The following is a 26,558-nucleotide window of genomic DNA, read 5'->3' on the forward strand; positions in this document are numbered from 1 at the left end:
GTGCTCAGTCCCCGCCGCCACCGCCGCAGCCACCACCTCCGCAGCTGCTGCCGCCATCGCTCCCACCACCATCGCTGCTATCACTGGAACTGCTCGACGAGGAGGAACTGTCCGCCCCGCCGAAGTCGCCCGAGCTGCCGCTGTGGCTGCTGTCAGAGAAGCTGGTGCCGCAGTAGGTGCCGCTGCCATCACCGCCTGCAGCGTTCTTGGCGAGGATGCTGCTGCAATCGGGCACGTAGGTGAAGCCGCCGGCGATCGCCATCTTGGCATCCAGCGCGAACAGCAGGGGCAGGCGGCTGGGGGCCTTGGGGTTGATGGCTTCTTCCTTGCAGGCCCAGAACCAGGCGCGGCGCAGGCCATCGTTGTTCTTCGCCTTGGTGCCCAGGGCCTCGGCCGGCGTATGGTGCAAGAAGAAGCCCAGCGCGTTGTGGCACCAGGTCTTGTAGGCCTGGGTGTGCAGTATGAAGTCGTGCCACAGGGCATCCACGGCCTTGGACGGCATGGCCACGAACTGCTTGCGGCTGCGCATGCAGGCCATGAAAAACTGGCGCAGGCCGCGCTCCACCAGTTCGCAGTCCTTCTGCGACAGATGGGGGTAGGTCTCGCGCAGCTTGCGCTTGAGGTAGGCGGGCAGCTTGGCCTCGCGGATGTAGCGCTCGCGCACCGAGCGCGTCCACTGCACCACCATGGCGGTCACCACCACCGTGCACACCAGGTAGACGCCCCAGCGCCAGTTCGGGTGCAGCAGCCCCGCAAAAACCGCAATGAAGGCCAGCACCCAGACGGCGACGGCCAGTTGCACCACGTTGCTGCCGTAGCGCACCAGCAGGTTGTCGATCTTGCCCATCGGTATCCCCCTTTGTTATTTGTCTGTTTTCCGGGGTTGTACCTCTTTTTGGGGCGGTGGATGTGACTATTTTTTGACGCTGCTCAGCGCTTCCTTCCGCCGAAGACGCTGCCCAATACGCCGCGCAGGATTTCCTTGCCCAGCGTGGTGCCCATGGTGCGCACGGCCGACTTGGCCATGGTCTGGGCCAGGCCGTCGCGCTTGCCGCCGCGCGGGCCGGTGGAGCCAAAGAGCACGTCGTTCAGGCCGCCCAGCAGGCCGCCACCTTCCTCTGCGGGGGCCGCCACGGCGCCGCCCTTGCCGGCCGGGGCCTGCGCGCTGCCCGCATCGGCGGTGCGGCCCTTGAGCTTTTCATAGGCCGATTCGCGGTCCACCATCTTCTCGTACACGCCGGCCACCAGCGAGCTGGCCATCAGCGCCTGGCGCTGCGGCGGCGTGATGGGGCCGAGCTGGCTGCCCGGCGGCAGGATGAACACGCGCTCGGTCACGCTGGGGCGGCCCTTGGCGTCGAGAAAGCTCACCAGCGCCTCGCCCACGGCCAGCTCGGTGATGGCGGTTTCGATATCGAGGCCCGGCTTTTGCCGCATGGTGGTGGCCGTGGCCTTCACGGCCTTCTGGTCGCGCGGCGTGAAGGCGCGCAGCGCATGCTGCACGCGGTTGCCCAGCTGGGCCAGCACGCTGTCGGGAATATCGAGCGGGTTCTGCGTCACAAAGTACACGCCCACGCCCTTGGAGCGCACCAGCCGCACCACCAGTTCGATGCGCTCGACCAGCACCTTGGGCGCCTCGTTGAACAAGAGGTGGGCCTCGTCGAAGAAGAACACCAGCTTGGGCTGCTCGGGGTCGCCGATCTCGGGCAGTTGCTCGAACAGCTCGGACAGCATCCACAGCAGGAAGGTGGCATACAGGCGCGGCGCGTTCATGAGCTTGTCGGCCGCCAGGATGTTGACCACGCCGTGGCCGTCCACCGTCTGCATGAAATCCTGGATGTTGAGCATGGGCTCGCCGAAGAACTGCGTGCCGCCCTGCTGCTCGATCTGCAGCAGCCCGCGCTGGATGGCGCCCACGCTGGCCGCACTCACGTTGCCGTACTCGGTCGTGAATTCCTTGCTGTTGTCGCCCACATACTGCAGCATGGCGCGCAGGTCCTTGAGGTCCAGCAGCAACAGGCCGTTGTCGTCGGCGATCTTGAACACCAGGTTGAGCACGCCCAATTGCGTCTCATTGAGGTTGAGCATGCGCCCCAGCAGCAGGGGGCCCATGTCCGACACCGTGGCGCGCACCGGGTGGCCTTGCTCGCCAAACACGTCCCACAGCGTGGTCGGGCAGGCCAGCGGGGCGGGCAGCTCCAGGCCGCGCTCCTTGAGCGTGGCGGCCAGCTTCTCGCCGATCTTGCCGGGCTGGCTGGCGCCCGTGAGGTCGCCCTTGACGTCGGCCATGAACACCGGCACGCCGATGCGCGAGAAATTCTCGGCCAGGGTCTGCAGCGTCACCGTCTTGCCGGTGCCCGTGGCCCCGGTGATGAGTCCGTGGCGGTTGGCCAGCCCCGGAAGCAGGTGGCATTCGGTGGTGTCGTGCTTGGCAATCAGGAGTGGTTCGGCCATTTCGGGTTTCCTAGGGGATGCGGGGTTCGGCAAAAGTAAAATCGCGTGCAGTAGATTAAATCAAGACCAAAGGACTTCCCGTGGCAGGACACAGTAAATGGGCGAACATCCAGCACCGCAAGGGGCGGCAGGATGAGAAACGCGGCAAGATCTGGACCCGCATCATTCGCGAAATCACCGTGGCGGCGCGTGCCGGTGGCGGCGACCTGTCGGCCAACCCGCGCCTGCGCCTGGCGGTGGACAAGGCCAAGGCCGCCAACATGCCGGCCGACCGCATCAAGTACAACATCGACAAGGCCACGGGCAATGCCGAAGGCCTGACCTACGAGGAAATCCGCTACGAGGGCTATGGCATCGGCGGTGCGGCGGTCATGATCGACACCATGACAGACAACCGCGTGCGCACGGTGGCCGAGGTGCGCCACGCGTTCAGCAAGCATGGCGGCAACATGGGCACCGAAGGCTCGGTGGTGTTCCAGTTCAAGCACTGCGGCCAGCTGATCTATGCCCCAGGTACCAGCGAGGACAAGGTGATGGAAGTGGCGCTCGAAGCCGGCGCCGAAGACGTGGTGACCGATGAGGATGGCGCCATCGAGGTGCTCACGGCCCCGGCCGACTTCGAGGCTGTGAAGAACGCCTTGGAGGCTGCGGGCCTGGTGCCCGAGGTGTCCGGTGTCACCATGCGCGCCGAAAACACCATCGAACTGGAGGGCGAGGACGCCGCCCGGATGCAAAAGCTGCTCGATATCCTGGAAGACCTGGACGATGTCCAGGAGGTCTACCACAACGCCGCGCTCTGAAGCGTGGCCCCCCGATGGAAGAAATCACAACACTGTCTCTGTAACAGGCGTCTTGACCCGTTGGAGACAGGTTCTAATAGGCCGGTATGAAGGTTCTTGTAATTGGTGGCGGCGGCCGTGAACACGCAATGGCCTGGAAGCTCAGCCAGTCGCCCAAGGTCACAAAGGTGTATGTGGCGCCGGGCAACGGCGGCACGGCCCTGAACTCCAAGCTGGAGAATATCGCCATCACCGACGTGCGCGAGCTGCGCAAGTGGGCGCTGGCCGAGAAGATCGCCCTCTCGGTGGTGGGCCCCGAGGCGCCACTGGCCGCCGGCGTGGTCGATGAATTCCGTGCGCACGGCCTGCGCTTGTTCGGCCCTACGCAGGCCGCTGCCCAGCTCGAAAGCTCCAAGGCCTTCTCCAAGGCATTCATGCGCCGCCATGGCATCCCCACGGCGGACTACGACACCTTCACCGACCCGGTGGCAGCCCACGCCTTTGTGGACCGCCTGGGTGCGCCCATCGTCATCAAGGCCGACGGCCTGGCAGCCGGCAAGGGTGTGGTCGTGGCCATGACGCTGAAAGAAGCCCACGATGCCGTGGACTTCATGCTGGTGGACAACAAGTACGGCGTGGCCCACAACGAGGGCGGGGCCCGCGTGGTGATCGAGGCCTTCCTCGAAGGCGAGGAAGCCTCCTTCATCGTGCTGTGCGACGGCAAGAACGTGCTGGCCCTGGCCACCAGCCAGGACCACAAGCGCCTGAAGGACGGCGACGAAGGCCCCAACACCGGCGGCATGGGGGCGTATTCGCCCGCGCCCGTGGTCACGGCCGATGTGCATGCCCGCGCGATGCGCGAGATCATCCTGCCCACCATCCGCGGCATGGAAAAGGACGGCATCCCCTACACCGGCTTCCTGTACGCCGGCCTGATGATCGACGCCAAGGGCCACCCCAAGACGCTCGAATTCAACTGCCGCATGGGCGACCCCGAGACCCAGCCCATCCTGATGCGCCTGAAAAGCGACCTGGCCGATGTGCTGGGTGCCGGTGTGGACGGCAAGCTCGACCAGATCGAGCTGCAATGGGACCGCCGCACCGCGCTGGGCGTGGTGATGGCTGCCCATGGCTACCCCGAGAACCCGCGCAAGGGCGACGCCATCACCGGCCTGCCGGCCGATGCGGACGATGCCGTGGTCTTCCATGCGGGCACGGCCCTGAAGGACGGCGTGGTCAGTGTCACGGGCGGCCGCGTGCTGTGCGTGACGGTGCTGGCCGACAGCGTCAAGCAGGCGCAGCAGCGCGCCTACGACGTGGCGCGCAACATCCAGTTCGACGGCGCGCAGTACCGCCGCGATATCGGCTTCCGAGCCGTCAAGGCCTGATGCCCACCACTCCATCGCTGAACGCCGCCGACACGGTGGCGCGTGTGCGCAGCTACCTGCAGGGGCTGCAGTTGCGCATCACCGGTGCCCTGGAGGCTGTGGAAGGCGAGGGCGGTGCCCGCTTTCTGGCCGATGCCTGGCGCAAGGAGCCCGGCGAGACCCTGCAAGGCGATGGCGTGACGCGCATCCTCGAAGGCGGGCGCGTGTTCGAGCGCGCCGGCTGCGGTTTTTCGCACGTACGCGGGCCGCAACTGCCGCCATCGGCCACCCAGCACCGGCCCGAGTTGGCGGGTGCGCCGTTCGAGGCCATGGGCGTGTCGCTGGTGTTCCACCCGAAGAACCCCTATGTGCCGACTGTGCACATGAACGTGCGCATGATCGCCGCGGGCCACCCCGGCGAGGCACCGACCTGCTGGTTCGGCGGTGGCATGGACCTCACGCCGTACTACGCCTTCGAGGAGGATGCGGTGCACTTCCACCGCGGCTGCCGCGATGCGCTGGCCCCGTTTGGCGACGACAAGTACCCGCGCTTCAAGCAGTGGTGCGACGAGTATTTCTTCCTCAAGCACCGCAATGAGCAGCGCGGCGTGGGCGGGGTGTTCTTCGATGACTTTTCGGAGCTGGGTTTCGAGCAGAGCCTGGCCATGACGCAGGCGGTGGGTGATGCCTTCCTCTCGGCCTACCTGCCCATCGTCGAGAAGCGCCAGGGCGCGCCCTATGGCGAGCGCGAGCGCGACTTCCAGCTCTACCGCCGCGGCCGCTATGTCGAGTTCAACCTGGTCTGGGACCGGGGCACGCATTTCGGGCTGCAGTCAGGTGGGCGCACCGAGTCCATCCTGTTGTCCATGCCGCCCCTGGTGTCCTGGTCGTACCAGCGCCAGCACGGGGCGGGCTCGGCCGAGGCCGCGCTCACCGAGCGCTTTCTGGTGCGGCGCGACTGGCTTGCCGGCACCGCCTGAAACGGCCATTGTTCCCAAAAAGCTATAATTTCAATAGCTGCCCGCGCTTTGGACGCCAGCAGCAGAGGTTGCAAACACCTCCCGTTGCCTGAGCGCCACCGCGCAACACCTGAGGCCCAGCCCACTGGCTGCACGCCGCGTTGCGCGCTATATTGATTCCATCCCTTATAAATCACCGCCTGATGACCACATCCACCAAATCGGAAACCGCCGCCAAGAAAGACGTCACCAAACTCCAGCGCGCCATCGTCGATGGCCTGGAAGACGTCAAGGCGCAAGACATCCAGGTCTTCAACACCGAGCACCTCTCGCCGCTGTTTGAACGGGTCATCGTGGCATCGGGCACCTCCAACCGCCAGACCAAGGCGCTGGCCGCCAGCGTGCGCGATGCGGTGAAGGACGCCGGTTTCGCCAAGCCACGCATCGAAGGCGAGGACAACGGCGAGTGGATCATCGTGGACTGCGGTGCCGCTGTGGCGCACATCATGCAGCCCGCCATCCGCCAGTACTACCGCCTCGAAGAACTGTGGGGCGAAGTGCCTGTGCGCATGAAGCTGGGTGCCGCCAAGCCGGCTTCGTCGGCAGCTGCCGACCTGGCCGAGAAGAAGTCGGCCCAGAAGGCTGCGAAATCCGATGCCAAGTCGGCCTCCAAGGGCGGTGCATCGGCACGCCCTGCGGCGAAGAAGGTCGCCGCGCCTGCCAAGGCTGCGGCAAAGCCTGCGGCCAAGGCCCCTGCGAAAAAGGCGCCTGCCAAGTCCACCGGCGCCAAGGCAACGGCCGGTGCTGCAGCACCCGCAGCCAAGAAGCCGGCCGCCAAGAAGGCACCGGTCAAGACCATCGTCGTCAAGCCATCGACCCCGCGCAAGCCTGCGGCCAAGGCTGCCGGCAAGACGGCGTCCGCCCGGCCTGCCGCAGCCAAGAAGGCCCCGGGCCGCAGCAAGTAAGTCAGTGCGGGGGGCTGCGAATGCCCCTTGCCGTTGAACTGCCATCGCCATGAAGCTGTTGATCGTGGCCGTGGGCCAGCGCGTGCCCGACTGGGCGCAGACCGCCTACGACGACTATGCCAAGCGCTTTCCGCCCGAGCTCAAGGTCGAGCTCAAAGCGGTGAAGACCGAGCCGCGCGGCTCCAAGACCCTGGAGACGCTGTACGCCGCAGAGCGCGAGCGCATCGAAGCCGCCATTCCGCGTGGCACCCGTGTGGTGGCACTCGACGAACGTGGCACCAACCTCACCACCAAGGCCCTGGCCGAACGGCTCAAGGGCTGGCAGCTGGGCGGGGACGATGTGGCTCTCATCATCGGCGGGCCCGACGGGCTGGACCCGGCGTTTCGCCAGGCCGCGCACGAGCGCATCCGCCTGTCCGACCTGACACTGCCGCACGCCATGGTGCGGGTGCTGCTCATCGAGCAGCTGTACCGCGCCTGGTCGGTGAATGCGGGCCACCCTTACCACCGCGAGTAGTGCCTGATTTGCTACCGATGGCGTAGCAAACGGTAAGAGGCGCGTGGGATCGTGTGCCGGTTCTTGGTTATGCTCCATGCACCATGCCGGACTTCATCTACCTCGCCTCCCAAAGCCCCCGCCGCCGCCAGTTGCTCGACCAGTTGGGTGTGCGCCATGAGCTGCTCGTACCCAATGTGGACGGCGACACGGGCGAGGATGCCGAGGCCATCGAGGAGGTGCTCCCCGGCGAGGTGCCCACGGCCTATGTGCAGCGTGTGACCGGGCTCAAGCTCGATGCCGCGATGGCGCGCCGTGCGCGCCGGGGGCTGCCCGAGGCGCCCATCCTGTGCTCCGACACCACGGTGGCCCTGGGCCGTGCCATCTACGGCAAGCCCGATGACGCCGCGCACGCCGCACGCATGCTGAGTGAGCTGGCGGGGCGCACACACCGTGTGCTCACCGCCGTGGCGCTGCAGATGGGCACGCGCCGCGTGGCGGCGCTGTCGGTGTCGCGGGTCACGTTTGCGGCACTCACGCCGCAGCAGGTCGATGACTACGTGGCCACCGGCGAACCCCTGGGCAAGGCCGGCGCCTATGGTGTGCAGGGCAGGGCGGCAGCCTTCATTCCGCAGCTGAGCGGCAGTTATTCGGGCATCATGGGGCTGCCGATGTACGAAACCGCGCAATTGCTGCGCGCTGCCGGATTTCCGGTCTGAACACAACACCAAGAAGCGGCTGACGACCATGCAACAAGACATCCTCATCAACTGGTCGCCGCAGGAGACACGCGTCGCCATCGTCGAGCACGGTGCCGTGCAGGAGCTGCACATCGAGCGCACGCTGGAGCGTGGGCTGGTGGGCAACGTCTACCTGGGCAAGGTCTCGCGCGTGCTGCCGGGCATGCAGTCGGCCTTCATCGACATCGGGCTGGAGCGCGCCGCCTTTCTGCACGTGGCCGACGTCTGGCAGCGCCAGCCCGATGGCGAGCCGCCCGCGTTCGCGCGCAAGGGCGAGCCGCCGGTGCCCATCGAAAAGCAGGTGTTCGAGGGCCAGTCGCTCATGGTGCAGGTCATCAAGGACCCCATAGGCACCAAGGGCGCGCGCCTGTCCACCCAGATCAGCATCGCTGGGCGCCTGCTGGTGTTCCTGCCGCAGGACGACCATGTGGGCGTGTCGCAAAAGATCCCTTCGGCCGAGCGCGATGCCCTGCGGGCCCGCCTGCAGGCCCTGGTGGGTGACAAGGCCTCGGGCGGCGGTGGCGGCTTCATCCTGCGCACCAATGGCGAGGACTCGACCGACGCCGAGCTGGCCGAAGACATCGCCTACCTGCGCAAAACCTGGAAGCGCATCAAGGAGGCTTCGCTCAAGCTGCCGCCCATGTCGCTGCTGCACCAGGACCTCGATCTGCTGCAGCGCGTGCTGCGCGACCTGGTGGGCGACCACACGCAGACCATCCGCCTCGACTCGCTCGAACAGTTCCAGCGGTTGCGCGCCTTCGGGCAGGAGTTCATGCCTGCCGCCGCGCCCAAGCTGCAGCACTACAAGGGCGAGCGGCCCATCTTCGACCTGTATTCCATCGACGAAGAGGTGGCCAAGGCCCTGGGCCGGCGCGTGGACCTCAAGTCGGGCGGCTACCTCATCGTGGACCAGACCGAGGCGCTCACCACCATCGATGTGAACACCGGCGGCTATGTGGGCGCGCGCAACTTCGATGACACCATCTTCAAGACCAACCTGGAGGCCGCCCAGGCCATCGCCCGCCAGCTGCGCCTGCGCAACCTGGGGGGCATCATCATCGTGGACTTCATCGACATGGTGCAGGTGGGCCACCAGGAGGCCGTGCTCAGCGAGTTCCGAAAGCAGCTCGGGCGCGACCGCGTGAAAACCATGGCCGGCGGCTTCTCGCAGCTGGGCCTGGTGGAGATGACACGCAAGCGCACGCGCGAATCCCTGGCCCACATGCTCTGCGAGCCCTGCGAGGCCTGCCAGGGCAAGGGCAGCGTGAAGACGGCGCGCAGCGTGTGCTACGACATCCTGCGCGAGATCCTGCGCGAGGCGCGCCAGTTCAACCCGCGCGAGTTCCGCGTGGTCGCCTCGGCGCGCGTGGTGGAGCTGTTCCTCGACGAGGAGAGTCAGCACTTGGCGGGCCTGTCGGACTTCATCCGCAAGCCCATCTCGCTGCAGGCCGAGAGTGCCATGGGGCAGGAGCAGTACGACATCGTGCTGCTGTGAGGCGTGGACTGCGGCGTGTCGGCATCCGCGCTTGTCTCTTCACTGCGGAAAAGGATGCGGATGGCTTGATCACCAAGCAGGAGTACGACCCCAAGCGCAAGAAAATCCTGGAAGGGCTTTGACCGCAACTGGCGGCCAGATCCCGCCTACATCTCGTCGATGATCTTCTTTCGTTTGCCTTCGTATTCTTCGGGGGTGATCAGCTTGCTGTCGTGCAAGGACTTCAGTTGGCGCAGGCGTGATTCGGCCGAGGTGGGGGCAGCGTTGGCACTGCCTGCAACCGGCTGTGCGCCGGTGGCCACGGGGGATGCACTTGCTGGAGCGGCCACGAACGCAGGCAGTTCCGGCAGCGTTCCTTGCGCGGTCGATCGGGTGATCATGGCAGAGAGGGACGAGACCGCATCGCGTCCCCAGGCCTCTGCGGCGGGTGTGCTGCCTGAGCCACCCGTGAAATACGCATTGAGTCTGAAAAAATCGCCGTGGTGGTACTTGGTATAGAACACGCGGACGACTGGATCCGGGAGTGCATAACCACCATCGTAGGCCCATCGTGCCAAGTTTTGGAAGGTGCTGTCTGTGGAGACTTGAAAGGAGCTTGCGGCCTGGGTGGTGACTGCAAAGCACTCTGGCATGTCGGTGGTTTGATTCAATGTACTTTTGTGGACGAAGGAAGTAATTTCCTTGCACGGGTCACTGCCCCATCGGTTGGTGACATAGCTCCAGGCGGGCGCAGCGAAAATGACGACGGCAGAAACGGTCTTGTTGTAGACCTGCACAGCCGCAAATGTCTGTAGTGGCGGGGCTGTTTGATTGTTCTGTACTCCCACAATTCCCGAGGTTTTTGACACCAGAATCCACTGGCCACTGGGGAGCTGCATCGACAATTTGCCGATGGTCAAGGTGCGATCTGCAATCGGTTGCCCCACAACAGCTCTCTTGAAATCGATCGCATGCACAGCGGAAAATTGAGCCACCAGGACGATGGCAGCACCGAAGGCAAGGCAGGGATTTTTCATGTGGCCAAGTCTACCGCCGGACCCTGCGGTGGCCTCCTCTTGCCTTCCAAGAGGTGACAATGTTTCTTTGCAGCCACCCGGAGTACAGCCCATGGCCCTGATCGAACAACGCCTCGCACAACTCGGGCTTCGCCTGCCGGCGCCGATCCAGCCCCCGCCGGGCGTCACGCTGCCGTTTGCCTTCGTGCAGATCCAGGGCTCGCGGGTGCTGTTCTCCGGCCATGGGCCTTTGAGCGACGATGGTTCGGTCGCTGGGCCATTGGGCAAGCTGGGCCAGGACCTGAGCGTCGAGCAGGGCTACGAGCAGGCGCGCAGGGTGGCGCTGGCGGTGCTGGGGAGCCTGCAGCGGGCCATCGGCGATCTGGACCGGATCGCGGCCTGGACACGGGTCTTCGGCATGGTGAACTGCACGCCCGACTTCACGGCGCAGCCTGCGGTCATCAACGGCTTTTCACACCTCATCCTGGAGCTGTATGGCCAGGATCGGGGCATGCACACGCGCAGTGCGGTGGGCATGGCGGCGCTGCCGTTCAACATCCCGGTCGAGATCGAAGGGGAAGTGCTGCTGCATGGCTGATGCAGACGCCCAGGCACCGCAGGCCGGCCCCGCACCGTTTCGCGTGGGGTGAGCGGAAAGGGCTTGGAGGCGCTGGTGGCCAGCCGACAGAGGTGGACTAGGATGGCCGATCTGCACCATTTCCCATGACCGAGCGCCTCTTTCTTCGCCTCGCTGGCGATCCCGTGCACGGGCCGGAAAGCACCGTGCCTGCCGGCACGCTGCGCGCTTTTACCGTGGGCGCGCGCCTGGCGCCCCATGTCTCCCAGATCCTGTGCTACCGCGAAATCTTTGCCGAAGGCGCCGAGGTGGTCGAGCGCGTGCTGCCCGATGGCGCCGTGCGCCTGGTGATCCACCTGGGCGATGGCATGCCTGCTGACCTGGCGCGCAAGGAGAATGATCGGTTGGGTGGCGTGGCCATCGGTGCTTGCGCGGCACCCGTGCTGCTGCGTTGGCGCCGCGGCCGCACGCACAGTCTCTCGGTGGCGCTGCGCCCTGGCGCCGCATCGGCCTTGCTCGGGGTGCCTGCGGGGGAACTGTCGGGCGTGGCTGTGCCGTTGGAGGCCTTGTGGGGCAGCGGCTTTGCCGGGTTGCGTGAGCGCATGGTCGAAGAGCCGGACGATGGGCGCCGGGTAGCACTGCTGCGGGCCGCACTGGAGCAACGCCTTGCCCGTGCTGTGTTGCCCATCCACCCCGGTGCCGCACAGGCCGCAGCCTTGTTCGCTGCATCGGCAGGCCGTATGCGCCCCCGGGAGGTCGCCCGTGCCGTGGGGCTGGGCGAGCGGCGCCTGCAGCAGATCTTTGGCGCCGAGGTCGGCATGTCCCCCAAGGCCTGGAGCCGGCTGGTGCGCCTGCACGCCTGCCTGCGTGCGCTGCGCAAGGGTCCGCAGGCACCGGCCTGGGCCGCGCTGGCGGCGGATGGGGGCTTTTATGACCAGGCCCATCTCGCGAACGAGTTCCAGGCGCTGTGCGGGCTGTCGCCGACCGAGTTCCTGCGGCGCGGCGTTGCGCATTCTTCCAAGACATAGGCCGGCGGCACCGGTACCGTGGCAACCCCTGCAATGAAAGAAAGGACTTGCCGCATGCATCCCACCCACCCAGCCCTTCGGGGAAAAGTCGCCCTCGTGGCCGGCGCCACCCGGGGCGCTGGCCGTGGCATCGCTGTGCAGCTCGGGGCGGCCGGGGCCACCGTCTATGTGACGGGCCGCAGCTCGGGCGCGCAGCGCTCGGAAATGGACCGGCCCGAGACCATCGAGGAGACGGCCGCGCTCGTGGACCAGGCCGGCGGCAAGGGCATCCCCGTGCGGGTGGACCACCTGGTGCCGGACGAGGTGCGCGCCCTGGTGGAACGCATCGAGCGCGAGCAGGGCGCATTGCACCTCTTGGTCAACGACATCTTTGGCGCCACGCACATCGAGTGGAATAAGACGGTGTGGGAGTCCGACCTCGACTACGGCCTGCGCACCCTGCGCCTGGCGGTGGACACGCATGCCATCACCAGCCATTTCGCCATTCCGCTGCTGCTCAAGGCGCCGGGCGGACTTGTGGTGGAGGTCAACGACGGCACGGCCGAGTACAACGGCACGCGCTACCGCAACTCCTTCTTCTACGACATTGCCAAGGCCGCGGTGCTGCGCATGGGCTTTGCGCTGGGGCATGAGCTCGCACCACATGGCGCCACCGCAGTGTCCTTGTCACCGGGCTGGCTGCGCTCCGAAGCCATGCTGGAGGCCTTTGGCGTCACCGAGGCCACCTGGCGCGACGCGGTGGTCCGCGTCCCGGGCTTTGCGGTGGCTGAGAGCCCGGCCTATGTGGGGCGCGCCGTGGTGGCCCTGGCGCAGGACCCGCAGGTGGCGCGCTGGAATGGGCAGTCGCTGTCCAGCGGACAACTGGCGAAGGTCTACGGCTTCACGGACTTGGACGGCAGCCAGCCCGATGCCTGGGGCCATATGCTGGCAGAAGAGGTGGCCGGTGAGGCTGTGAATGTAGAGGGTTACCGCTGAGCACTTAAAGTGCATGTCCGTCAGAGTTCTTCGATTGTTGCTGCAATGGCTCCGATGGCGAGCTGTGCTTTGTTCCGTGGAGTGCGAGTGCTCTCACGAACGTGCAAATCGCTTGCGCGGCGGCCTCTGGAGCTGCTTGCAACAAGCCATGGGGCCCGCTGATGGAAATCAGCCGTGCGTCTGCACATGTTTGGACCAGAGCGTCCCCGACCTTTCGGGGAACCAAGCGATCTTCTGCAGCCTGCAGGTACAACACGGGCACGGTGATCTTGCGCAACTGCGCAGATCGGTCTACGGTTGCGACCGACGCCAGGCGCACGCGCAGCGTCGCCGGGCTGACCGACGACACCGCGCGGTACAGCGCGTCGCTCAGAGCCCTGGTGCTGGAGCTGCCAAACATCAACGCGGCCATTGCGGCTTTGGGAGCCCACTGCACTGGTAATAGCGGAGCGAGAAAGGCCCACCGGCGGAGGGCCGGGCGTGGATTGGCGGCAAAACTGCAACACAGGACCAGTGCCTTCACTCGCCCGGGGTGTTGTTCTGCCAAAGCCACCGCGACAGGGCCTGAAAATGATTCCCCAAGCACCACCAGTTCACCTTCAGGTGGCAACTGGGTTTGCACCAGCGATTGCAGGGCGTCATAGCCCAACGGCGTCGCGTGCGGATAGGTGATCACTGTGGTGGCGAGCTCACCGCGCAGTGCTTCGATGAAATCGGAAAACAGCGCCCCGGTTCCATCCATGCCAGGGAGCAAGACAAGCGTGGTCATGCAGTTGGCCTGTGATGGAAGCCTGAGTGCTTTTTCACAGCTTGCGCAGCCGCTCCAGCGCCGCGCGCAGCGTGTCGTCCTTCTTGGCGAAGCAAAAGCGCACCACGCGCTGATCGAAGCCGTCGCCGTAGAAGGCCGACAGCGGGATGGCGGCCACGCCGATCTCGCGCGTGAGCCACTGGCAAAAGTCCGACTCATTGAGGTCGCTCACGGCCGAGATGTCCACGCACTGGAAGTAGCTGCCCGTGCTGGGCAACAGCTTCAGGCGTGAGCCGGCCAGGCCCTCGCGGAACAGGTCGCGCTTGGCCTGGTAGAAGGCGGGCAGTTGCAGGTAGGGCGCAGGGTCCTTGAGGTAGGAGGCCAGGCCGTGCTGCACGGGTGTGTTCACGGTGAACACGTTGAACTGGTGCACCTTGCGGAACTCGGCCGTCAGCGCGGCTGGTGCGGCCACAGTGCCCACCTTCCAGCCCGTGACGTGGAAGGTCTTGCCGAAGCTCGAGACGATGAAGGCGCGCGCCGCCAGGCCGGCAAAGCGCGCGGCACTCTGGTGCTGGCCGCCGTCGAACACCATATGCTCGTAGACTTCGTCGCTGATGAGCAGGATGTCGGTGGGGGCCAGCAGGTCCTGCAGGGCCTGCATGTCCTGGTCGCTCCAGATGGTGGCGCTGGGGTTGTGCGGGGTGTTGATGAGGATGGCGCGGGTGCGCGGCGTGATGGCGGCGCTGATCTTGCCGAAGTCGGGGCGGAAGGTGCCCGGGGTGAGCGGCACGCGCACCGCGCGGCCGCCGGCCAGCTCGATGTTGGGTACATAGCTGTCGTAGCAGGGGTCGAGCACGATCACCTCGTCGCCCGGGTGCACCACGGCCAGGATGGCGGTGATGATGGCCTGCGTGGCGCCCGCGGTGATGGTGATCTCGCTGGCCGGGTCGTAGCGACGGCCGTGCAGGGCCTCGATCTTGGCCGACACGGCTTCGCGCAGTGCGGGCACGCCCGTCATGGGCGGGTACTGGTTGTGACCGGCCTGCATGGCGGCGGTGACGGCATCGACCAGCGCGGGGTCGCAGGCAAAGTCCGGAAAGCCCTGGCCCAGGTTCACGGCGCTGTGCTCGGCCGCCAGGGCCGACATCACGGTGAAGATGGTGGTGCCCACCTGGGGCAGCTTGCTGGCAAGCGCTGGGGTGCGTGCGGTGGCGGTTGCGGAGGTCATGGAATGCTTGAAGAAGGAAGAGGGCGGGGAGGCCGGCGATCGCGCCGGCGGCTCACAGTTCGTAGTCGTTGACGTGGCCGCTCATGGCGCGGGCAATCAGCTCGCGGCTCAGGCGGTCGCTCAGCAGTTCGGCGAATTTGTACACGAAGTTGCGCAGGTAGGCACCGCGCTTGAAGGCCACGCGTGCTACGCTCTGGCCGAACAGGTGGCCCACGGGCCGCACCACCAGATCGCCTACGGGGTCGTCGCGCATGGCCATCTCGGCCACGATGCCGATCCCCAGGCCCAGGCGCACGTAGGTCTTGATCACGTCCGAGTCGATGGCCTCCAGGGCGATGCGCGGCTGCAGGCGGCGCGCGGCGAAGGCATGGTCGATCTTGCCGCGCCCGGTGAACGAGGGGTGGTAGGTGATGAGCGCCTCGTGCGCGATATCGTCGAGGCCGATGCGTTCCTTCTGCGCCAGCGCATGGCCAGGCGGCAGCACCAGCACGTGCTCCCACTCGTAGCAGGGCAGGGTCACGAGCTCGGGGTAGTCGGCCAGCGATTCGGTGGCCATGCCGATCTCGGCCACCTCGTCGATGATCATGCGCGCCACCTGGTCGGGCGTAGCCTGGTGCAGGCTGATGTTGACCTTGGGGTAGGCCTCGCGCAGGCGCGCCACGGGCACGGGCAGCACGTAGCGGGCCTGGGTGTGGGTGGTGGCAATGCTCAGCGTGCCGTTGTCCTGGGCGCTGAACTGCTCGCCGATGCGCTTCAAGTTGCCCACCTCGCGCATGATGACCTCGATGCTCTTGAGCACATGCTGGCCCGGCTCGGTGATGCGCTTGAGGCGCTTGCCGTGGCGCGCGAAGATGTCCACGCCCAGCTCTTCCTCCAGCTCGATGATGGCCTTGGACACGCCCGGCTGCGAGGTGTGCAGGGCCTTGGCGGCTTCGGTCAGGTTCAGGTTGCGCCGGGCAGCCTCCTGGACAAAGCGGAATTGGTGCAGATTCATATCCGATATCGCCTAAAGAGTTGCATCATTATGCTGCAAGCATCTAAGGAATCGGGGTGCACCCGAAGAAAAATCAGGCGGCAGGCCGTTCGCAGGCGATCTCGGCCATCAGGGCGGTCATGCGCGGGTCTTCACCCACCGCCGCCTGCACGGTGAAGCGCACCGAGGGGTGGCGGGCGCGCAACTGCTGCACCAGCATCGGCAGGTCTTCGCGCGCATGCTTGCCGGTGCCCAGGAACATGGGCACCACGGTGACCTCGCGGGCGCCCTGGGCGGCCAGCTGCGCCACGGCGTCGGGCAGGGTGGGCGGGCACAGTTCCAGGTAGGCGCAGGCCACGGGCCGGTCAGGGTGCTGCTGCGCGATGCGGGCGGCCACCGCCTCCATGGGGGCGCGCCACAGCGGGTCGCGCGAGCCGTGGGCGAACAGGACGATGGCGTGGTCGGGCATGGCCAGGGCTACCGTCTCAGCACCAGCCAGCCGAAGGCGCCCAGCGACAGCAGCGAATAGATGATCCCGGGTGCCGCCGCCGTGAGCCAGGGCGACCAGTTCTGCAGGTTGCCCGCGTAGCCGAAGACGTTGTTGAGCAAAAAGAAGCTGATGCCGGCCATGACGCCGCCGAACACATAGCCCGCAATGCCGCCCGAGCGGAAGTGCAGGTAGGCGAAGGGTAGGGCCAGCACCACCATCACCAGGCAGGACAGGGGGTAGAACACCTTGCGCCAGAACTCGATCTCGTAGCGCTGGGCCGACTGGCCATTGCTGTCCAGGTGGCGGATGTACTGGAACAGGTCCACCGTGGCCATGCGGTCGGGCTTGAGCAGCGAGGCGGCCACCATGTCGGCGCTGATGCGCGTGGGCCATTGCAGCGAGGGGGCGTTCAGCCGGTCCACGCGGGCCTGGTCTTCGCCGCGCTGCAGAAAGCTGCTGCGCTGCACGTCGGTGAGGTCCCAGGCGCCGCCATCGCCGAAGCGCCCCGAGGCGGCACGGGTCTGCGAGGCGAGCAGGCCCTTGGCGTCGAACTCGAAGATGCGGATGTCGAGCATGCCGCCATCGGGCGTGAGGGCGCGCACATTGACGGCGTAGGAGTGGTCGTCCTGGCGCTCCTTGAGCCAGGCCCCCGTGGCGCCCGAGGTCAGCCGGCCCAGGTGGCGCACCTTGATCAGCTGCGCCGCCTTGTCGCTCAGAGGGGCGATGTAGTCGCCCACGGCAAAGGTCAGCACCACGAAGACGCCGCCCAGCGTGAGCAGGGTGCGCATGGCGCGCCAGGGACCCATGCCGCTGGTGCGCATGATGGTGAACTCGGAGCTCTGCGCCAGGCGCGCCATCACGAAGATGGTGCCGATCAGCACCGTGATGGGCAGCAGCTCGTACAGGTGGCTCGGGATGCTCAGCAGCACGAACAGCATGGCGTGCGAGAGCTGGTAGCCCTGGGGGCCGGTGCGGCCCACCCAGCGCAGTTCATCGACCAGGTCGAAAAAGAAGAACAAGGCCAGAAAGCCGATGGTGACGTAGGCCACGGCGAAGAAGGCCTCGCGGTGGATCAGGCGGCGTATGGTTTTCATGCGGGGCTCCGGCGCTGCCACAGGCGGCGCAGGCTCCAGTTGTTGTGGCGTGCGGTCAGCACCAGCAGCGAGAAGGCCAGGGTGCCACCGTGCAGCATGAGCATGAAGCTCCCGAGGCCCAGGCGCCCGGCACCGACCCAGCTGGTGCCCAGGGTCATGAGGTTGTAGTAGACGATGAAGGCGAACAGGGCGAACACCAGGCTGGTGCTGCGCCCGGCGCGCGGGTTGACGGTGGCCACGGCCAGCCCCAGCACCACGAAGTTGAGCGCTGCCAGCGCCAGGCCGACGCGCCAGCCCAGCTCGGCCCGGTACGCGGGCAGGGGTTGCATCAGCAGCTCGTGGGTGGCACGGGTCTTGACCGAAAGCTCCTCGGCCGAGCCGGAGGGCGCCGAGCCGATGCGCGTGGTGTATTCCTCGAATTCGCTGATCTTCAGGCCCGGCTTGTCGTGCTCGGTCTCCAGGCGCTGGCCCTGGACCAGGGTGGCGATGCGCTCGCCGTCCTTGGTCTCCAGGCGCGCGCTGCGCGCGGAGGTGACGGTCTCCTTCTTGGCCACGTTGGTGGCGATGAAGATGTTGTTGCCCGCCAGGTTGTCGGGGCTGTCCTTGTCGATGAAGAACACGCGGCTGCCGTTGGCCGATTCCTGGAACTCACCGGGGGCGATGCGGTCGATGTCGCTACGCTGCTCGTAGCGGGTCTTGAGCTCCTGGATCTGCGTGTTGGCCCAGGGCCATACCAGGAGCGAGAGCACGGCGATCACCAGCATGGAGGGCCAGGCAAAGCGCAGCAGCGGGCGCAGCAGGCTGGTGAGGCCGCGGCCGCTGGCGAACCAGATCACCATCTCGCTGTCGCGGTACATGCGCGAGAGCGTGCTGACCACGGCGACGAACAGGCTCAGCGTCAAAATGGTGGACAGCTGGCCCAGCACGGTGAAGCCCATGACCAGCATCACGTCGGACGGGCTCACGCTGCCTCGCGAGGCCTGACCCAGGGTACGGATGAGCATCATGGTCATCACCACGGTGACCAGCACCACCAGCGTGGCCCCGAAGCTGCGCGCCAGCTCCTTGCGGATGGATGAATCGAATAACATTGGCTCTAAGGAAAACACCGATTATGAACTTTGATCTGAAGACCCTTGAGTTGCCGGCAGCTGCCACCGAGAAATGCGACCTGTTGGTCGTGTTGGTTCCGGAGGGCTTCAAGCCCGGGCGCGACGCCCTGTCCACGCTGGCGGCCCTGGCGCTCAAGCAGGGGGATTTTTCCGCCAAGCCCGGCAAGAGCCTGCCGCTGTACCAGGTGCCCGCCGTGGCGGCGCGCCGCGTGCTGCTGCTGGGCGTGGGCGATGGCTCGGCCCGCTCCGTGCGCCAGGCGCTGGGCGCCGCCGCTGCGGCGCTCAAGGCGCCCCAGACCAAGCGCGTGGTGCTGTGCTTTGCCGGCAGCGCCCAGGCCGATGCGGTGTGCGCCGCGGTGCAGGCCGTGGCCGATGCGAGCTATGTCTACACCACCACCAAGCCCAAGGCCGAGGCACGCAGCCTGGCCCGCGTGGTCGTGGGCGTGCCCGACCCGTCCGAGGTGCGCGTGGCCTTCTACCAGGGCGTGGCCCTGGTCGAGGGCGTGGAGTTCGCCCGCGAATGGGGCAACCGGCCTGCCAACCATGCCACGCCCACCATGCTGGCCAATGCCGCCAAGACCCTGGCCAAGCAGCCGCGCATCCAGTGCAAGGTGATGGGCCCGTCCGAGGTCGAGCGCCTGGGCATGGGCTCCTTCATGGCCGTGGCCAAGGGCTCGGAAGAGCCGCTGCGCTTCATCGAGCTGCGCTACAGCGGTGGTGCCAAGGACCAGGCCCCCGTGGTGCTGGTGGGCAAGGGCATCACCTTCGATACCGGCGGCATCTCCATCAAGCCCGCGGCCGAGATGGACGAGATGAAGTTCGACATGTGCGGTGCCGCCAGCGTGCTGGGTGTGTTCCGCGCGCTGGCCGAGCTGCAGCCCGCGATCAACGTGGTGGGCCTGATCCCCGCCTGCGAGAACATGCCCGATGGCCGCTCGGTCAAGCCGGGCGATGTGGTCACGAGCATGAGCGGCCAGACCATCGAGGTGCTCAACACCGATGCCGAGGGCCGGCTGATCCTGTGCGACGCGCTGACCTATGCCGCGCGCTTCAAGCCCGCGGCGGTGGTGGACATCGCCACGCTCACGGGCGCCTGCGTGATCGCGCTGGGCGGCGTGCGCAGCGGCTTGTTCTCCAACAACGACGGCCTGGCGCAGGCGCTTCAGGCGGCGGGCGAGTCGGCGCAGGACCCATGCTGGCGCATGCCCCTGGACGATGACTATGCCGACGGTCTCAAGAGCAACTTTGCCGACATGGGCAATGTGGCCGGCCGTGCCGGTGGCGCCATCACGGCGGCCAAGTTTTTGCAGAAGTTCGTGGGCGACATGCCTTGGGCACATCTGGACATCGCCGGTACCGCCTGGAAGGGCGGGGCTGCCAAGGGCTCCACGGGCCGCCCGGTGGGCCTGCTGGTGCAGTACCTGCTGGACCGGGAGAGCGATGCCGTGTCGTCGGCTGGCAAGCCCGCCGCCAAGCGCGCCCGCGCCAAGGCCGCCTGAGCACCGATGACCGAGGTCGCCTTTCATTTCAACGCACCGGACAAGGTGGCCTATGCCTGCCGGTTTGCGCGCAAGGTGCTACGCAGCGATGCCCGCCTGGTGATCACCGGCCCGGCCCCCGTGCTCGCGGCGCTGGACCGGCAGATGTGGAGCATGGCGCCGCAGGACTTCGTGGCGCACTGCACCGATGCGGCCGACGAGGACCTGCGCCTGGCTTCGCCGGTGCTGCTCACATCCGATGTGCAGGGCGCGCCGCACCACGAGGTGCTGCTCAACCTGGGGGCCGACGTGCCCGAGGGCTTTGGCCGTTTCGAGAAGCTGATCGAAGTGGTCAGCGCCCATGACGAAGAAGACCGGGGACAGGCGCGCAACCGCTGGCGCCACTATGCCTCGCGCGGCTACGCCATCGTGCGCCACGATCTGGTGCTGAAGGGCGCTTGATGGCCACCACGCCGCCCCGCACGCCGCCCCGTTTTGTACCCACGCTCACTGAAGTGGTGCAGGCCCCGCCGGGTGCTGTGCCTGTGCCGCTGACGGCCAAGCCGCTGGCTGCGGCCCCTGTGCGCCCGCAGACTGCCGTAGCTGTTCCCGCGGCCCCGGTGGTGAGCCGCAGCGTTGCGCCGCAAACTCCCCTCGCCGTGGCCCCTGCACAGCCGCCCGCCAGTACGCCCGCGGCCTCTTCGCCCGTGGCGCAAGCAGCGGGCAGGGCGCTGGAGGCGCTGGCATTGCGCCGTGCCCAGATCGCCGCGGCGGCCGCACCCTCGGCATCCTCTGCCTTGCCCGTTGCCACCCCGGCCCCCATGCCTGCAGCCTCCTTGCCGTCTGCGAGGCCGCCGGCCGTGGCGCCCCAGCCCGTGGCTGCAGCACCGCTTGCTGCGCCCGCCGCGGCGGCCCCTGCGGTGTCGAATGTGGGGCAGCGGCCCGCTGCGCGTGCACTGCCTGAGGGCATGGAGGAATACATGGTGCACCGTGTCATGCAGCGCGTGGACGGGGTCCTGGAGCAGCGCCTGCGCGATGCCATCGCCACAGTGGTGCAGGAGCAGACGCGTTCGGTGCTGCCGCGCCTGCGCGAGGAGATCGAATCCGTGGTCCGCCACGCGGTGTACGAGGCCGTGGCCGATGAGCTCGCCGGCAGCCATGCCGCGCCGACAAAGGGATGACAGGGTATTCCCCTGTGGTTTCTCTCACATTTACTCGTGTTCCCTAGTGATCTGGCCCGTAAATTGCGATATGTTCGCCTGCGTTGAGACACAAGAACATTTCTCAGCGTTTATCTTTACTGGAGATTGATATGCAATTGAAGTTGAAACTGACCGTGGTTGCTGCTATCGCAGCTGCTGCTGGTGTGGCCTCTGCACAAGAGCAGGTGGTCAAGATCGGCCACGTGGCTCCGGTTTCCGGCGCTCAAGCCCACTACGGCAAGGACAACGAAAATGGCGCACGCATGGCCATTGAAGAGCTGAACGCACAAGGTGTGACGATCGGCGGCAAGAAGATCAAGTTCGAGCTGCAGGCAGAAGACGACGCTGCGGATCCGAAGCAAGGCACGGCTGCTGCACAGAAGCTGTGCGACGCCAAGGTTGCTGGCGTTGTCGGTCACCTCAACTCCGGTACCACCATCCCCGCTTCCAAGGTCTACAACGACTGCGGCATCCCCCACGTGACCGGCGCGGCCACGAACCCCAACCTGACCAAGCCAGGCTACAAGACCACGTTCCGCATCATCGCCAACGACAACGCCCTGGGCGCTGGCCTGGCTGCCTACGCCGTGGACACCCTGAAGCTCAAGTCGGTCGCCATCATCGACGACCGTACGGCTTACGGCCAAGGCGTTGCCGACGTGTTCAAGAAGACCGCTGCCGCCAAGGGCATGAAGGTGGTGGACGAGCAGTTCACGACCGACAAGGCCACGGACTTCATGGCCATCCTGACCGCCATCAAGGCCAAGAACCCTGACGCCATCTTCTACGGCGGCATGGACCCCCAAGGCGGCCCGATGCTGCGCCAGATGGAACAGCTGGGCATGGGCAACGTGAAGTACTTCGGTGGTGACGGCATCTGCACGGCCGAAATCGCCAAGCTGGCTGCCGGCGCCAAGACCCTGGCCAACGTGATCTGTGCCGAAGGCGGCGCATCGCTGGCCAAGATGCCTGGCGGCACGGCCTGGAAGGCCAAGTACGACGCCAAGTACCCCAACCAGTTCCAGGTGTACAGCCCCTACACCTACGACGCCACGTTCCTGATCGTGGACGCCATGAAGCGTGCCAACTCGGTCGACCCCAAGGTCTACACCCCCGAGCTGCTGAAGGCCAACTTCAAGGGCGTGACCTCCACGATCGCCTTCGAACCCAACGGCGAAATGAAGAACCCAGCCATCACCTTGTACAACTACAAGGACGGCAAGAAGACCCCTCTGAACTAAATCACGGCTTGCCTTCAACCGGCTAACGTCGTTGGGGAGCCTTGCCGTGCTACAGCACTGTCTGCGGCTCCCCGCCTAGTTATCCGGCTGAATGCAATCCGTGCGGGTGCGCTGCCTTCGGGTGGTGCCCTTCAGAAACAAAAAAGGCTTCCTTCGGGAAGCCTTTTTTGTTGGTGACCGCCGTGTTGCGGCGCTCGTGATTGCTTGCTAGCGCCGCACCTGCAGCGAACCGGGGTTCACGATGTTGGTCGGCGTGCCCTTGATGAAGTTCACCACATTGTCGAAGGCCGCACCAAAGTAGAGCTCGTAGCTGTCCTGCTCCACATAGCCGATGTGCGGCGTGCAGATGCAGTTTTCCAGCCGCAAGAGGGCATGGCCCTGCAGGATGGGCTCGCTCTCGAACACGTCCACAGCGGCCATGCCGGGTCGGCCGCGGTTCAGTGCCGCGATCAGGGCATCGGGCTCCACCAGCTCGGCGCGCGAGGTGTTCACGAACAGCGAGGTGGGCTTCATGCACGACAGGTCTTCGAGCGAGATGATGCCGCGCGTCTCGTCGTTCAGGCGCAGGTGCACCGAGATCACGTCGCACTGCGAGAAGAACTCCTCGCGCGTGCTGGCGGCCTGGTAGCCATCGGTCAGGGCTTGCGCGCGCGAGGCCTCGCGGCCCCAGACGCGCACGTTCATGCCGAAGGCCTTGCCATAGCCGGCCACCAGCTGGCCGATGCGGCCATAGCCCCAGATGCCCAGCGTCTTGCCGCGCAGCACCGAGCCCAGCCCGAAATTGGAGGGCATGGATGCGGCCTTGAGCCCGGATTGCTGCCAGGCCCCGTGTTTGAGGTTGGAGATGTACTGCGGCAGCCGGCGCGTGGCCGCCATCACCAGGGCCCAGGTCAGCTCGGCCGGTGCCACGGGTGAGCCTACCCCCTCGGCCACGGCGATGCCGCGCTCGGTGCAGGCGGCCACATCCACGTGGTTGCCCACCTTGCCGGTCTGGGCGATGAGCTTGAGGCGGGGGAGTTTCTCGACGAGCTGGCGCGTGATCTGGGTGCGTTCGCGCACCAGCACGATGATGTCGGCATCCTTGAGCCGCACCGACAACTGTCCCAGGCCCTTGACGGTGTTGGTGTAGACCTTAGCGGTGTAGGCGTCAAGCCGGCTGGCGCAATGGAGCTTGCGCACTGCATCCTGGTAGTCGTCGAGGATCACGATGTTCATCCCGACATTGTGCCTTGGCGCGCCGCAGTCTTTGCGTCCCAAGCCCCGTCGGGCGTGCTGCATTTGCAACGCTGCGTGAATGCCCGGGCCCTGGCGGCGCAGAACGGGGTCAAAAGGGCTTGGTGCAGCCCTCGCGGCCAACCCCAGGCGGGCGGAGCAGGGGCGTCGGAAGGTCCGGTGCCGCACGCGCTGAGGGGCACGCGTGGCCGTGCACTCAGTGCTGCAGCGCCTCGCGCGCGGCCATGCGGTCGAGCTCTGCGCAGACGTCGGCCATGCGGCCAGAGATCACGAGGCGGCCGGCATCGGCGCCCGAGGCCGCCGTGCGCAGCACGCGCACCACATGGGGTGCCTGGGTGTGGCCGTGCGCAGCGTCGGTGCCTGGGGTGGTGCCGTGCTGCAGGCCACGTGCTCCTGCTGCAGTCTGCATGGCCTCGTCGCGCGGCATGCGGGCCGCAGCGGGGCATGCGGGCGCTGCGTGGGCGGGCACTGGCACCTTGCAGGTGCGTGCAGGCCGTACCGTGGCGCCGTGGTCGTACCCGCCACGTATGGCGGGCTGCAGCCAGCGTGCCAGTGCGTGCAGTGGGTGGGAGAAGGCCGAGAGGGTCAGGGAAGCAATTCGCATGTGAAGACTCCGAAGGTCGGTGGTGAACACAGGCAGGATTGCGAAGACAAGTGCGCAGCCCAGGGCTGACCAGCGGCGGCGCCGAAAACCGGCACCCCGCCCGCCAAACGCCCGCCACCTGGGCGGCGCAACGGCGATTACATGAGCATGGTGTTGCGAATCAGGCCGACCGCCAGGCCCTCGATCTCGAAGGTTTCGCCGGGCTGCACGGTGATCACGGGGTAGTCGGGGTTCTCGGGCAGCAGCTCGATGCCGGTGGCCGTGCGGCGCAGGCGCTTGACGGTGACGTCGTCGCCCAGGCGGGCCACGATGATCTGGCCATTGCGCGCCTCGCGCGTGGACTGCACGGCCAGCAGGTCGCCGTCCATGATGCCGGCATCGCGCATGGACATGCCACGCACCTTGAGCAGGTAATCGGGCTTGTGCTGGAACAGGTTGTTTTCCAGGCTGTAGGTCTGATCGACATGCTCCTGCGCGAGAATGGGCGAACCTGCGGCGACCCGGCCGATCAGGGGCAGCACCAGCTGCGACAGGCCGGGAATGGGCAGGCTGAACTGGGTGCCGCGCGCTGCATTGATGGAGCGCACCGTGTCGCCACGCAGGCGGATGCCGCGCGAGGTGCCGCTGACCAGTTCGATCACCCCTTTGCGGGCCAGGGCCTGCAGATGCTCTTCTGCCGCATTGGCGGATTTGAAGCCCAGCTCGGTCGCGATCTCGGCGCGGGTGGGTGGGGCGCCGGTACGCGCAATGGCGGTCTGGATCAGGTCCAGAATCTGTTGCTGGCGGGCCGTGAGCTTGGGGTTGTCGAGCATGGTGGTTTCCAGTGGGTGCCGGTACAGTGGCAAATGACTGTCTTTTAATCCAGTAACTGTATTTTTCACCAGTTTTTCGGAGTATGCAAGTGAGTGCGCAAAAAATTGTGGTTCTGGGTACGGGCGGCACCATTGCCGGCACCGCTGCGCAGGCGGGGGACAACATCGGCTACACAGCCGCACAGGTGGGGGTGGGCGAGCTGCTGGCCGCGGTTCCGGGGCTGGAGGCCTTGGCCGGCGGGCCCTTCGTGGTCGAGCAGGTGGCCCAGATCGACAGCAAGGACATGGAGCACGGCGTATGGCGTGCGCTGGCGCAGCGCTGCGCCGAATGCCTGGACGACCCGGCCGTTCGCGGCATCGTCATCACCCATGGCACCGACACCATCGAAGAGACGGCTTGGTTCCTGCATTCCGTGCTGGATGCCAGGAAGCCCGTGGTGCTGACCTGCGCCATGCGGCCGGCGACGGCGCTGGTGCCCGATGGCCCGCAGAACCTGCTCGATGCCGTGGCCGTGGCCACCACGCAGGGTGCGCAGGGCGTGGTCGTCGTGGCGGCCGGCACCATCCATGGTGCCCAGCGCGTGCAAAAGGTGCACCCCTACCGGGTCGACCCCTTCAGTTCCGGCGACGCCGGGCCGCTGGGCTGGGTGGAAGAGGGCGCGGCCCGGCTGGTGCAGGCCTGGCCGCAGTCTGCTGGCGCCAAGGGTGCGGGTGCCCTCACGGCAGTGCCTGCCGATACACCCTGGCCCTGGGTGGAGCTGGTGGTCAGCCACGCGGGTGCCAGCGGCCGTGCCGTGGATGCGCTGGTGCGCGAGGGCGTGCGGGGCCTGGTGGTGGCCTGCACGGGCAATGGCACCATCCACCATGCACTGGAGGCAGCGCTGCTGCGTGCCCAGGCCGTGGGGGTGCGCGTGGTGCGTTCCACGCGTTGCAGCGAAGGCCAGTTGCTGCCCACAGCCGGCGATGGCCTGGCCGCCATGCCCGGCCTGTCGCCTGCCAAGGCCCGCGTGAGCCTGGTGCTTGATCTGCTGGGCTGACAACCCACCATGTTCACTGCCCTTCGCTCCCACGTATGGGCCTACCCGGCGCTGGAGGTGGTGCACATCGTGGGCATTGCACTGCTGCTGGGCAATCTGGTGCTGCTCGAGCTGCGGGTGTTTGGCTGGGGCGCGACCATTGCGCCCCGCGATCTGGCGCGCCTGAGCCTCTCGCTGGCGCTGTGCGGCTTTGGCCTGGCAGCCCTGTCGGGCCTGGTGATGTTTGCCACCCAGCCGCAGGAGCTGCTGTCCAACCGGGCATTCACCCTCAAGATGCTGTTGTTGATGCTTGCCGCCTGCAACGCGGCGTGGTTTCATGGGCGCGGTTCACTCGCGCGGCTCGATGGCCTGGCGCGGGCGCAGATGCTGCTGTCCACCCTCATCTGGCTGGCCGTCGTGGCTTGTGGTCGCTGGATAGCGTACTTGTAGCCCCCTGAGTCGCTTCGCGCCTTCCCCCTCAGGGGGACGCCACCGGTGGC

Annotated in this window: 28 protein-coding genes; 16 read left to right on the plus strand and 12 right to left on the minus strand. The window is 66.7% G+C overall.

Annotation, left to right across the window (positions count from 1 at the left end; all coding sequences use genetic code 11):
• Positions 1–4 precede the first annotated feature (4 nt).
• On the minus strand, positions 5–847 hold the full coding sequence (locus AC3WOH_RS05140; protein ID WP_492228316.1) for a glycine-rich domain-containing protein: 843 nt from the start codon (positions 845–847) through the stop codon (positions 5–7).
• Positions 848–930: 83 nt separating this feature from the next.
• The gene (locus AC3WOH_RS05145; RefSeq protein ID WP_492228317.1) at positions 931–2,451 is read right to left on the minus strand and encodes a helicase HerA-like domain-containing protein; all 1,521 of its coding nucleotides are present in this window, start codon (positions 2,449–2,451) and stop codon (positions 931–933) included.
• Positions 2,452–2,531: 80 nt separating this feature from the next.
• On the opposite strand from AC3WOH_RS05145, the gene AC3WOH_RS05150 reads away from it, so the two are divergent.
• The 7 genes from AC3WOH_RS05150 (at position 2,532) to rng (ending at position 9,252) form a co-directional block, all read left to right on the plus strand.
• On the plus strand, positions 2,532–3,251 hold the full coding sequence (locus AC3WOH_RS05150; RefSeq protein ID WP_492228318.1) for a YebC/PmpR family DNA-binding transcriptional regulator: 720 nt from the start codon (positions 2,532–2,534) through the stop codon (positions 3,249–3,251).
• Positions 3,252–3,337: 86 nt separating this feature from the next.
• Positions 3,338–4,618, plus strand: a complete 1,281-nt coding sequence (purD, locus tag AC3WOH_RS05155; protein WP_492228319.1) for a phosphoribosylamine--glycine ligase — start codon at positions 3,338–3,340, stop codon at positions 4,616–4,618.
• Positions 4,618–5,577 (plus strand): oxygen-dependent coproporphyrinogen oxidase, encoded by a 960-nt coding sequence (hemF, locus tag AC3WOH_RS05160; protein WP_492228320.1) that lies wholly within the window; start codon positions 4,618–4,620, stop codon positions 5,575–5,577. The genes purD and hemF overlap by 1 nt, the downstream gene beginning before the upstream one ends.
• A 182-nt stretch (positions 5,578–5,759) precedes the next feature.
• A complete protein-coding gene (rsfS, locus tag AC3WOH_RS05165) occupies positions 5,760–6,521 on the plus strand; it encodes a ribosome silencing factor (protein ID WP_492228321.1) in 762 nt (253 codons plus the stop codon).
• A 49-nt stretch (positions 6,522–6,570) separates the two neighbouring features.
• Positions 6,571–7,038 (plus strand): 23S rRNA (pseudouridine(1915)-N(3))-methyltransferase RlmH, encoded by a 468-nt coding sequence (gene rlmH / locus AC3WOH_RS05170; protein ID WP_184855778.1) that lies wholly within the window; start codon positions 6,571–6,573, stop codon positions 7,036–7,038.
• Positions 7,039–7,121: 83 nt separating this feature from the next.
• A complete protein-coding gene (locus AC3WOH_RS05175) occupies positions 7,122–7,736 on the plus strand; it encodes a Maf family protein (protein WP_492228322.1) in 615 nt (204 codons plus the stop codon).
• Between the two features lie 28 nt (positions 7,737–7,764).
• Positions 7,765–9,252, plus strand: a complete 1,488-nt coding sequence (gene rng / locus AC3WOH_RS05180; RefSeq protein WP_492228323.1) for a ribonuclease G — start codon at positions 7,765–7,767, stop codon at positions 9,250–9,252.
• A gap of 146 nt (positions 9,253–9,398) precedes the next feature.
• Here rng and AC3WOH_RS05185 read toward each other — a convergent pair whose 3' ends face one another.
• Positions 9,399–10,268, minus strand: coding sequence for an SHOCT domain-containing protein (locus AC3WOH_RS05185; RefSeq protein ID WP_492228324.1), 870 nt, complete (start codon positions 10,266–10,268; stop codon positions 9,399–9,401).
• 91 nt (positions 10,269–10,359) lie between these two features.
• On the opposite strand from AC3WOH_RS05185, the gene AC3WOH_RS05190 reads away from it, so the two are divergent.
• The 3 genes from AC3WOH_RS05190 (at position 10,360) to AC3WOH_RS05200 (ending at position 12,827) form a co-directional block, all read left to right on the plus strand.
• Positions 10,360–10,845, plus strand: coding sequence for a RidA family protein (locus AC3WOH_RS05190; protein ID WP_492228325.1), 486 nt, complete (start codon positions 10,360–10,362; stop codon positions 10,843–10,845).
• A 125-nt stretch (positions 10,846–10,970) separates the two neighbouring features.
• Positions 10,971–11,852 carry a helix-turn-helix domain-containing protein gene (locus AC3WOH_RS05195; RefSeq protein WP_492228326.1) on the plus strand — a complete coding sequence of 294 codons (882 nt, stop codon included), beginning with the start codon at positions 10,971–10,973 and terminating at the stop codon, positions 11,850–11,852.
• A gap of 54 nt (positions 11,853–11,906) precedes the next feature.
• A complete protein-coding gene (locus AC3WOH_RS05200) occupies positions 11,907–12,827 on the plus strand; it encodes an SDR family oxidoreductase (protein ID WP_492228327.1) in 921 nt (306 codons plus the stop codon).
• Between the two features lie 4 nt (positions 12,828–12,831).
• Here the strand turns inward: AC3WOH_RS05200 and AC3WOH_RS05205 are convergent, their stop codons facing one another.
• The 6 genes from AC3WOH_RS05205 to lptF form a co-directional block, all read right to left on the minus strand.
• Positions 12,832–13,596 (minus strand): alpha/beta fold hydrolase, encoded by a 765-nt coding sequence (locus AC3WOH_RS05205; RefSeq protein WP_492228328.1) that lies wholly within the window; start codon positions 13,594–13,596, stop codon positions 12,832–12,834.
• A 34-nt stretch (positions 13,597–13,630) separates the two neighbouring features.
• A complete protein-coding gene (locus AC3WOH_RS05210) occupies positions 13,631–14,803 on the minus strand; it encodes a pyridoxal phosphate-dependent aminotransferase (RefSeq protein ID WP_492228329.1) in 1,173 nt (390 codons plus the stop codon).
• Between the two features lie 52 nt (positions 14,804–14,855).
• Positions 14,856–15,797, minus strand: coding sequence for a CysB family HTH-type transcriptional regulator (locus AC3WOH_RS05215; protein WP_184855787.1), 942 nt, complete (start codon positions 15,795–15,797; stop codon positions 14,856–14,858).
• 73 nt (positions 15,798–15,870) lie between these two features.
• The gene (locus tag AC3WOH_RS05220; protein ID WP_492228330.1) at positions 15,871–16,245 is read right to left on the minus strand and encodes a sirohydrochlorin chelatase; all 375 of its coding nucleotides are present in this window, start codon (positions 16,243–16,245) and stop codon (positions 15,871–15,873) included.
• An 8-nt stretch (positions 16,246–16,253) separates the two neighbouring features.
• The gene (lptG, locus tag AC3WOH_RS05225; RefSeq protein ID WP_492228331.1) at positions 16,254–17,360 is read right to left on the minus strand and encodes an LPS export ABC transporter permease LptG; all 1,107 of its coding nucleotides are present in this window, start codon (positions 17,358–17,360) and stop codon (positions 16,254–16,256) included.
• A complete protein-coding gene (lptF, locus tag AC3WOH_RS05230; RefSeq protein ID WP_492228332.1) occupies positions 17,357–18,451 on the minus strand; it encodes an LPS export ABC transporter permease LptF in 1,095 nt (364 codons plus the stop codon). The genes lptG and lptF overlap by 4 nt, the downstream gene beginning before the upstream one ends.
• Before the next feature lie 23 nt (positions 18,452–18,474).
• On the opposite strand from lptF, the gene AC3WOH_RS05235 reads away from it, so the two are divergent.
• The 4 genes from AC3WOH_RS05235 to AC3WOH_RS05250 all read left to right on the plus strand — a co-directional run bounded on the left by AC3WOH_RS05235 (position 18,475) and on the right by AC3WOH_RS05250 (position 22,393).
• A complete protein-coding gene (locus tag AC3WOH_RS05235; protein ID WP_492228333.1) occupies positions 18,475–19,971 on the plus strand; it encodes a leucyl aminopeptidase in 1,497 nt (498 codons plus the stop codon).
• 6 nt (positions 19,972–19,977) lie between these two features.
• Complete coding sequence (locus AC3WOH_RS05240; RefSeq protein ID WP_492228334.1) at positions 19,978–20,412, plus strand: DNA polymerase III subunit chi; 435 nt, start codon at positions 19,978–19,980, stop codon at positions 20,410–20,412.
• Complete coding sequence (locus AC3WOH_RS05245; RefSeq protein WP_492228335.1) at positions 20,412–21,131, plus strand: hypothetical protein; 720 nt, start codon at positions 20,412–20,414, stop codon at positions 21,129–21,131. Before AC3WOH_RS05240 ends, AC3WOH_RS05245 begins: the two co-directional genes overlap by 1 nt.
• A gap of 131 nt (positions 21,132–21,262) precedes the next feature.
• Positions 21,263–22,393, plus strand: coding sequence for a branched-chain amino acid ABC transporter substrate-binding protein (locus tag AC3WOH_RS05250; protein ID WP_184855793.1), 1,131 nt, complete (start codon positions 21,263–21,265; stop codon positions 22,391–22,393).
• Positions 22,394–22,600: 207 nt separating this feature from the next.
• On the opposite strand, the gene AC3WOH_RS05255 is transcribed toward AC3WOH_RS05250, so the two are convergent.
• The 3 genes from AC3WOH_RS05255 to lexA all read right to left on the minus strand — a co-directional run bounded on the left by AC3WOH_RS05255 (position 22,601) and on the right by lexA (position 25,042).
• Complete coding sequence (locus AC3WOH_RS05255) at positions 22,601–23,608, minus strand: D-2-hydroxyacid dehydrogenase family protein (protein ID WP_184855794.1); 1,008 nt, start codon at positions 23,606–23,608, stop codon at positions 22,601–22,603.
• 214 nt (positions 23,609–23,822) lie between these two features.
• Positions 23,823–24,230, minus strand: a complete 408-nt coding sequence (locus tag AC3WOH_RS05260) for a hypothetical protein (RefSeq protein WP_492228336.1) — start codon at positions 24,228–24,230, stop codon at positions 23,823–23,825.
• 137 nt (positions 24,231–24,367) lie between these two features.
• On the minus strand, positions 24,368–25,042 hold the full coding sequence (gene lexA, locus AC3WOH_RS05265) for a transcriptional repressor LexA (protein ID WP_492228337.1): 675 nt from the start codon (positions 25,040–25,042) through the stop codon (positions 24,368–24,370).
• An 83-nt stretch (positions 25,043–25,125) separates the two neighbouring features.
• Here lexA and AC3WOH_RS05270 point away from each other — a divergent pair, with 83 nt between their 5' ends.
• Together AC3WOH_RS05270 and AC3WOH_RS05275 are read left to right on the plus strand one after the other, a co-directional pair.
• Positions 25,126–26,079, plus strand: a complete 954-nt coding sequence (locus tag AC3WOH_RS05270) for an asparaginase (protein WP_492228338.1) — start codon at positions 25,126–25,128, stop codon at positions 26,077–26,079.
• 9 nt (positions 26,080–26,088) lie between these two features.
• Positions 26,089–26,508 carry a hypothetical protein gene (locus AC3WOH_RS05275; RefSeq protein ID WP_492228339.1) on the plus strand — a complete coding sequence of 140 codons (420 nt, stop codon included), beginning with the start codon at positions 26,089–26,091 and terminating at the stop codon, positions 26,506–26,508.
• Positions 26,509–26,558 lie beyond the last annotated feature (50 nt).

The organism is Acidovorax sp. FW305-C-20-28 (assembly GCF_058783375.1).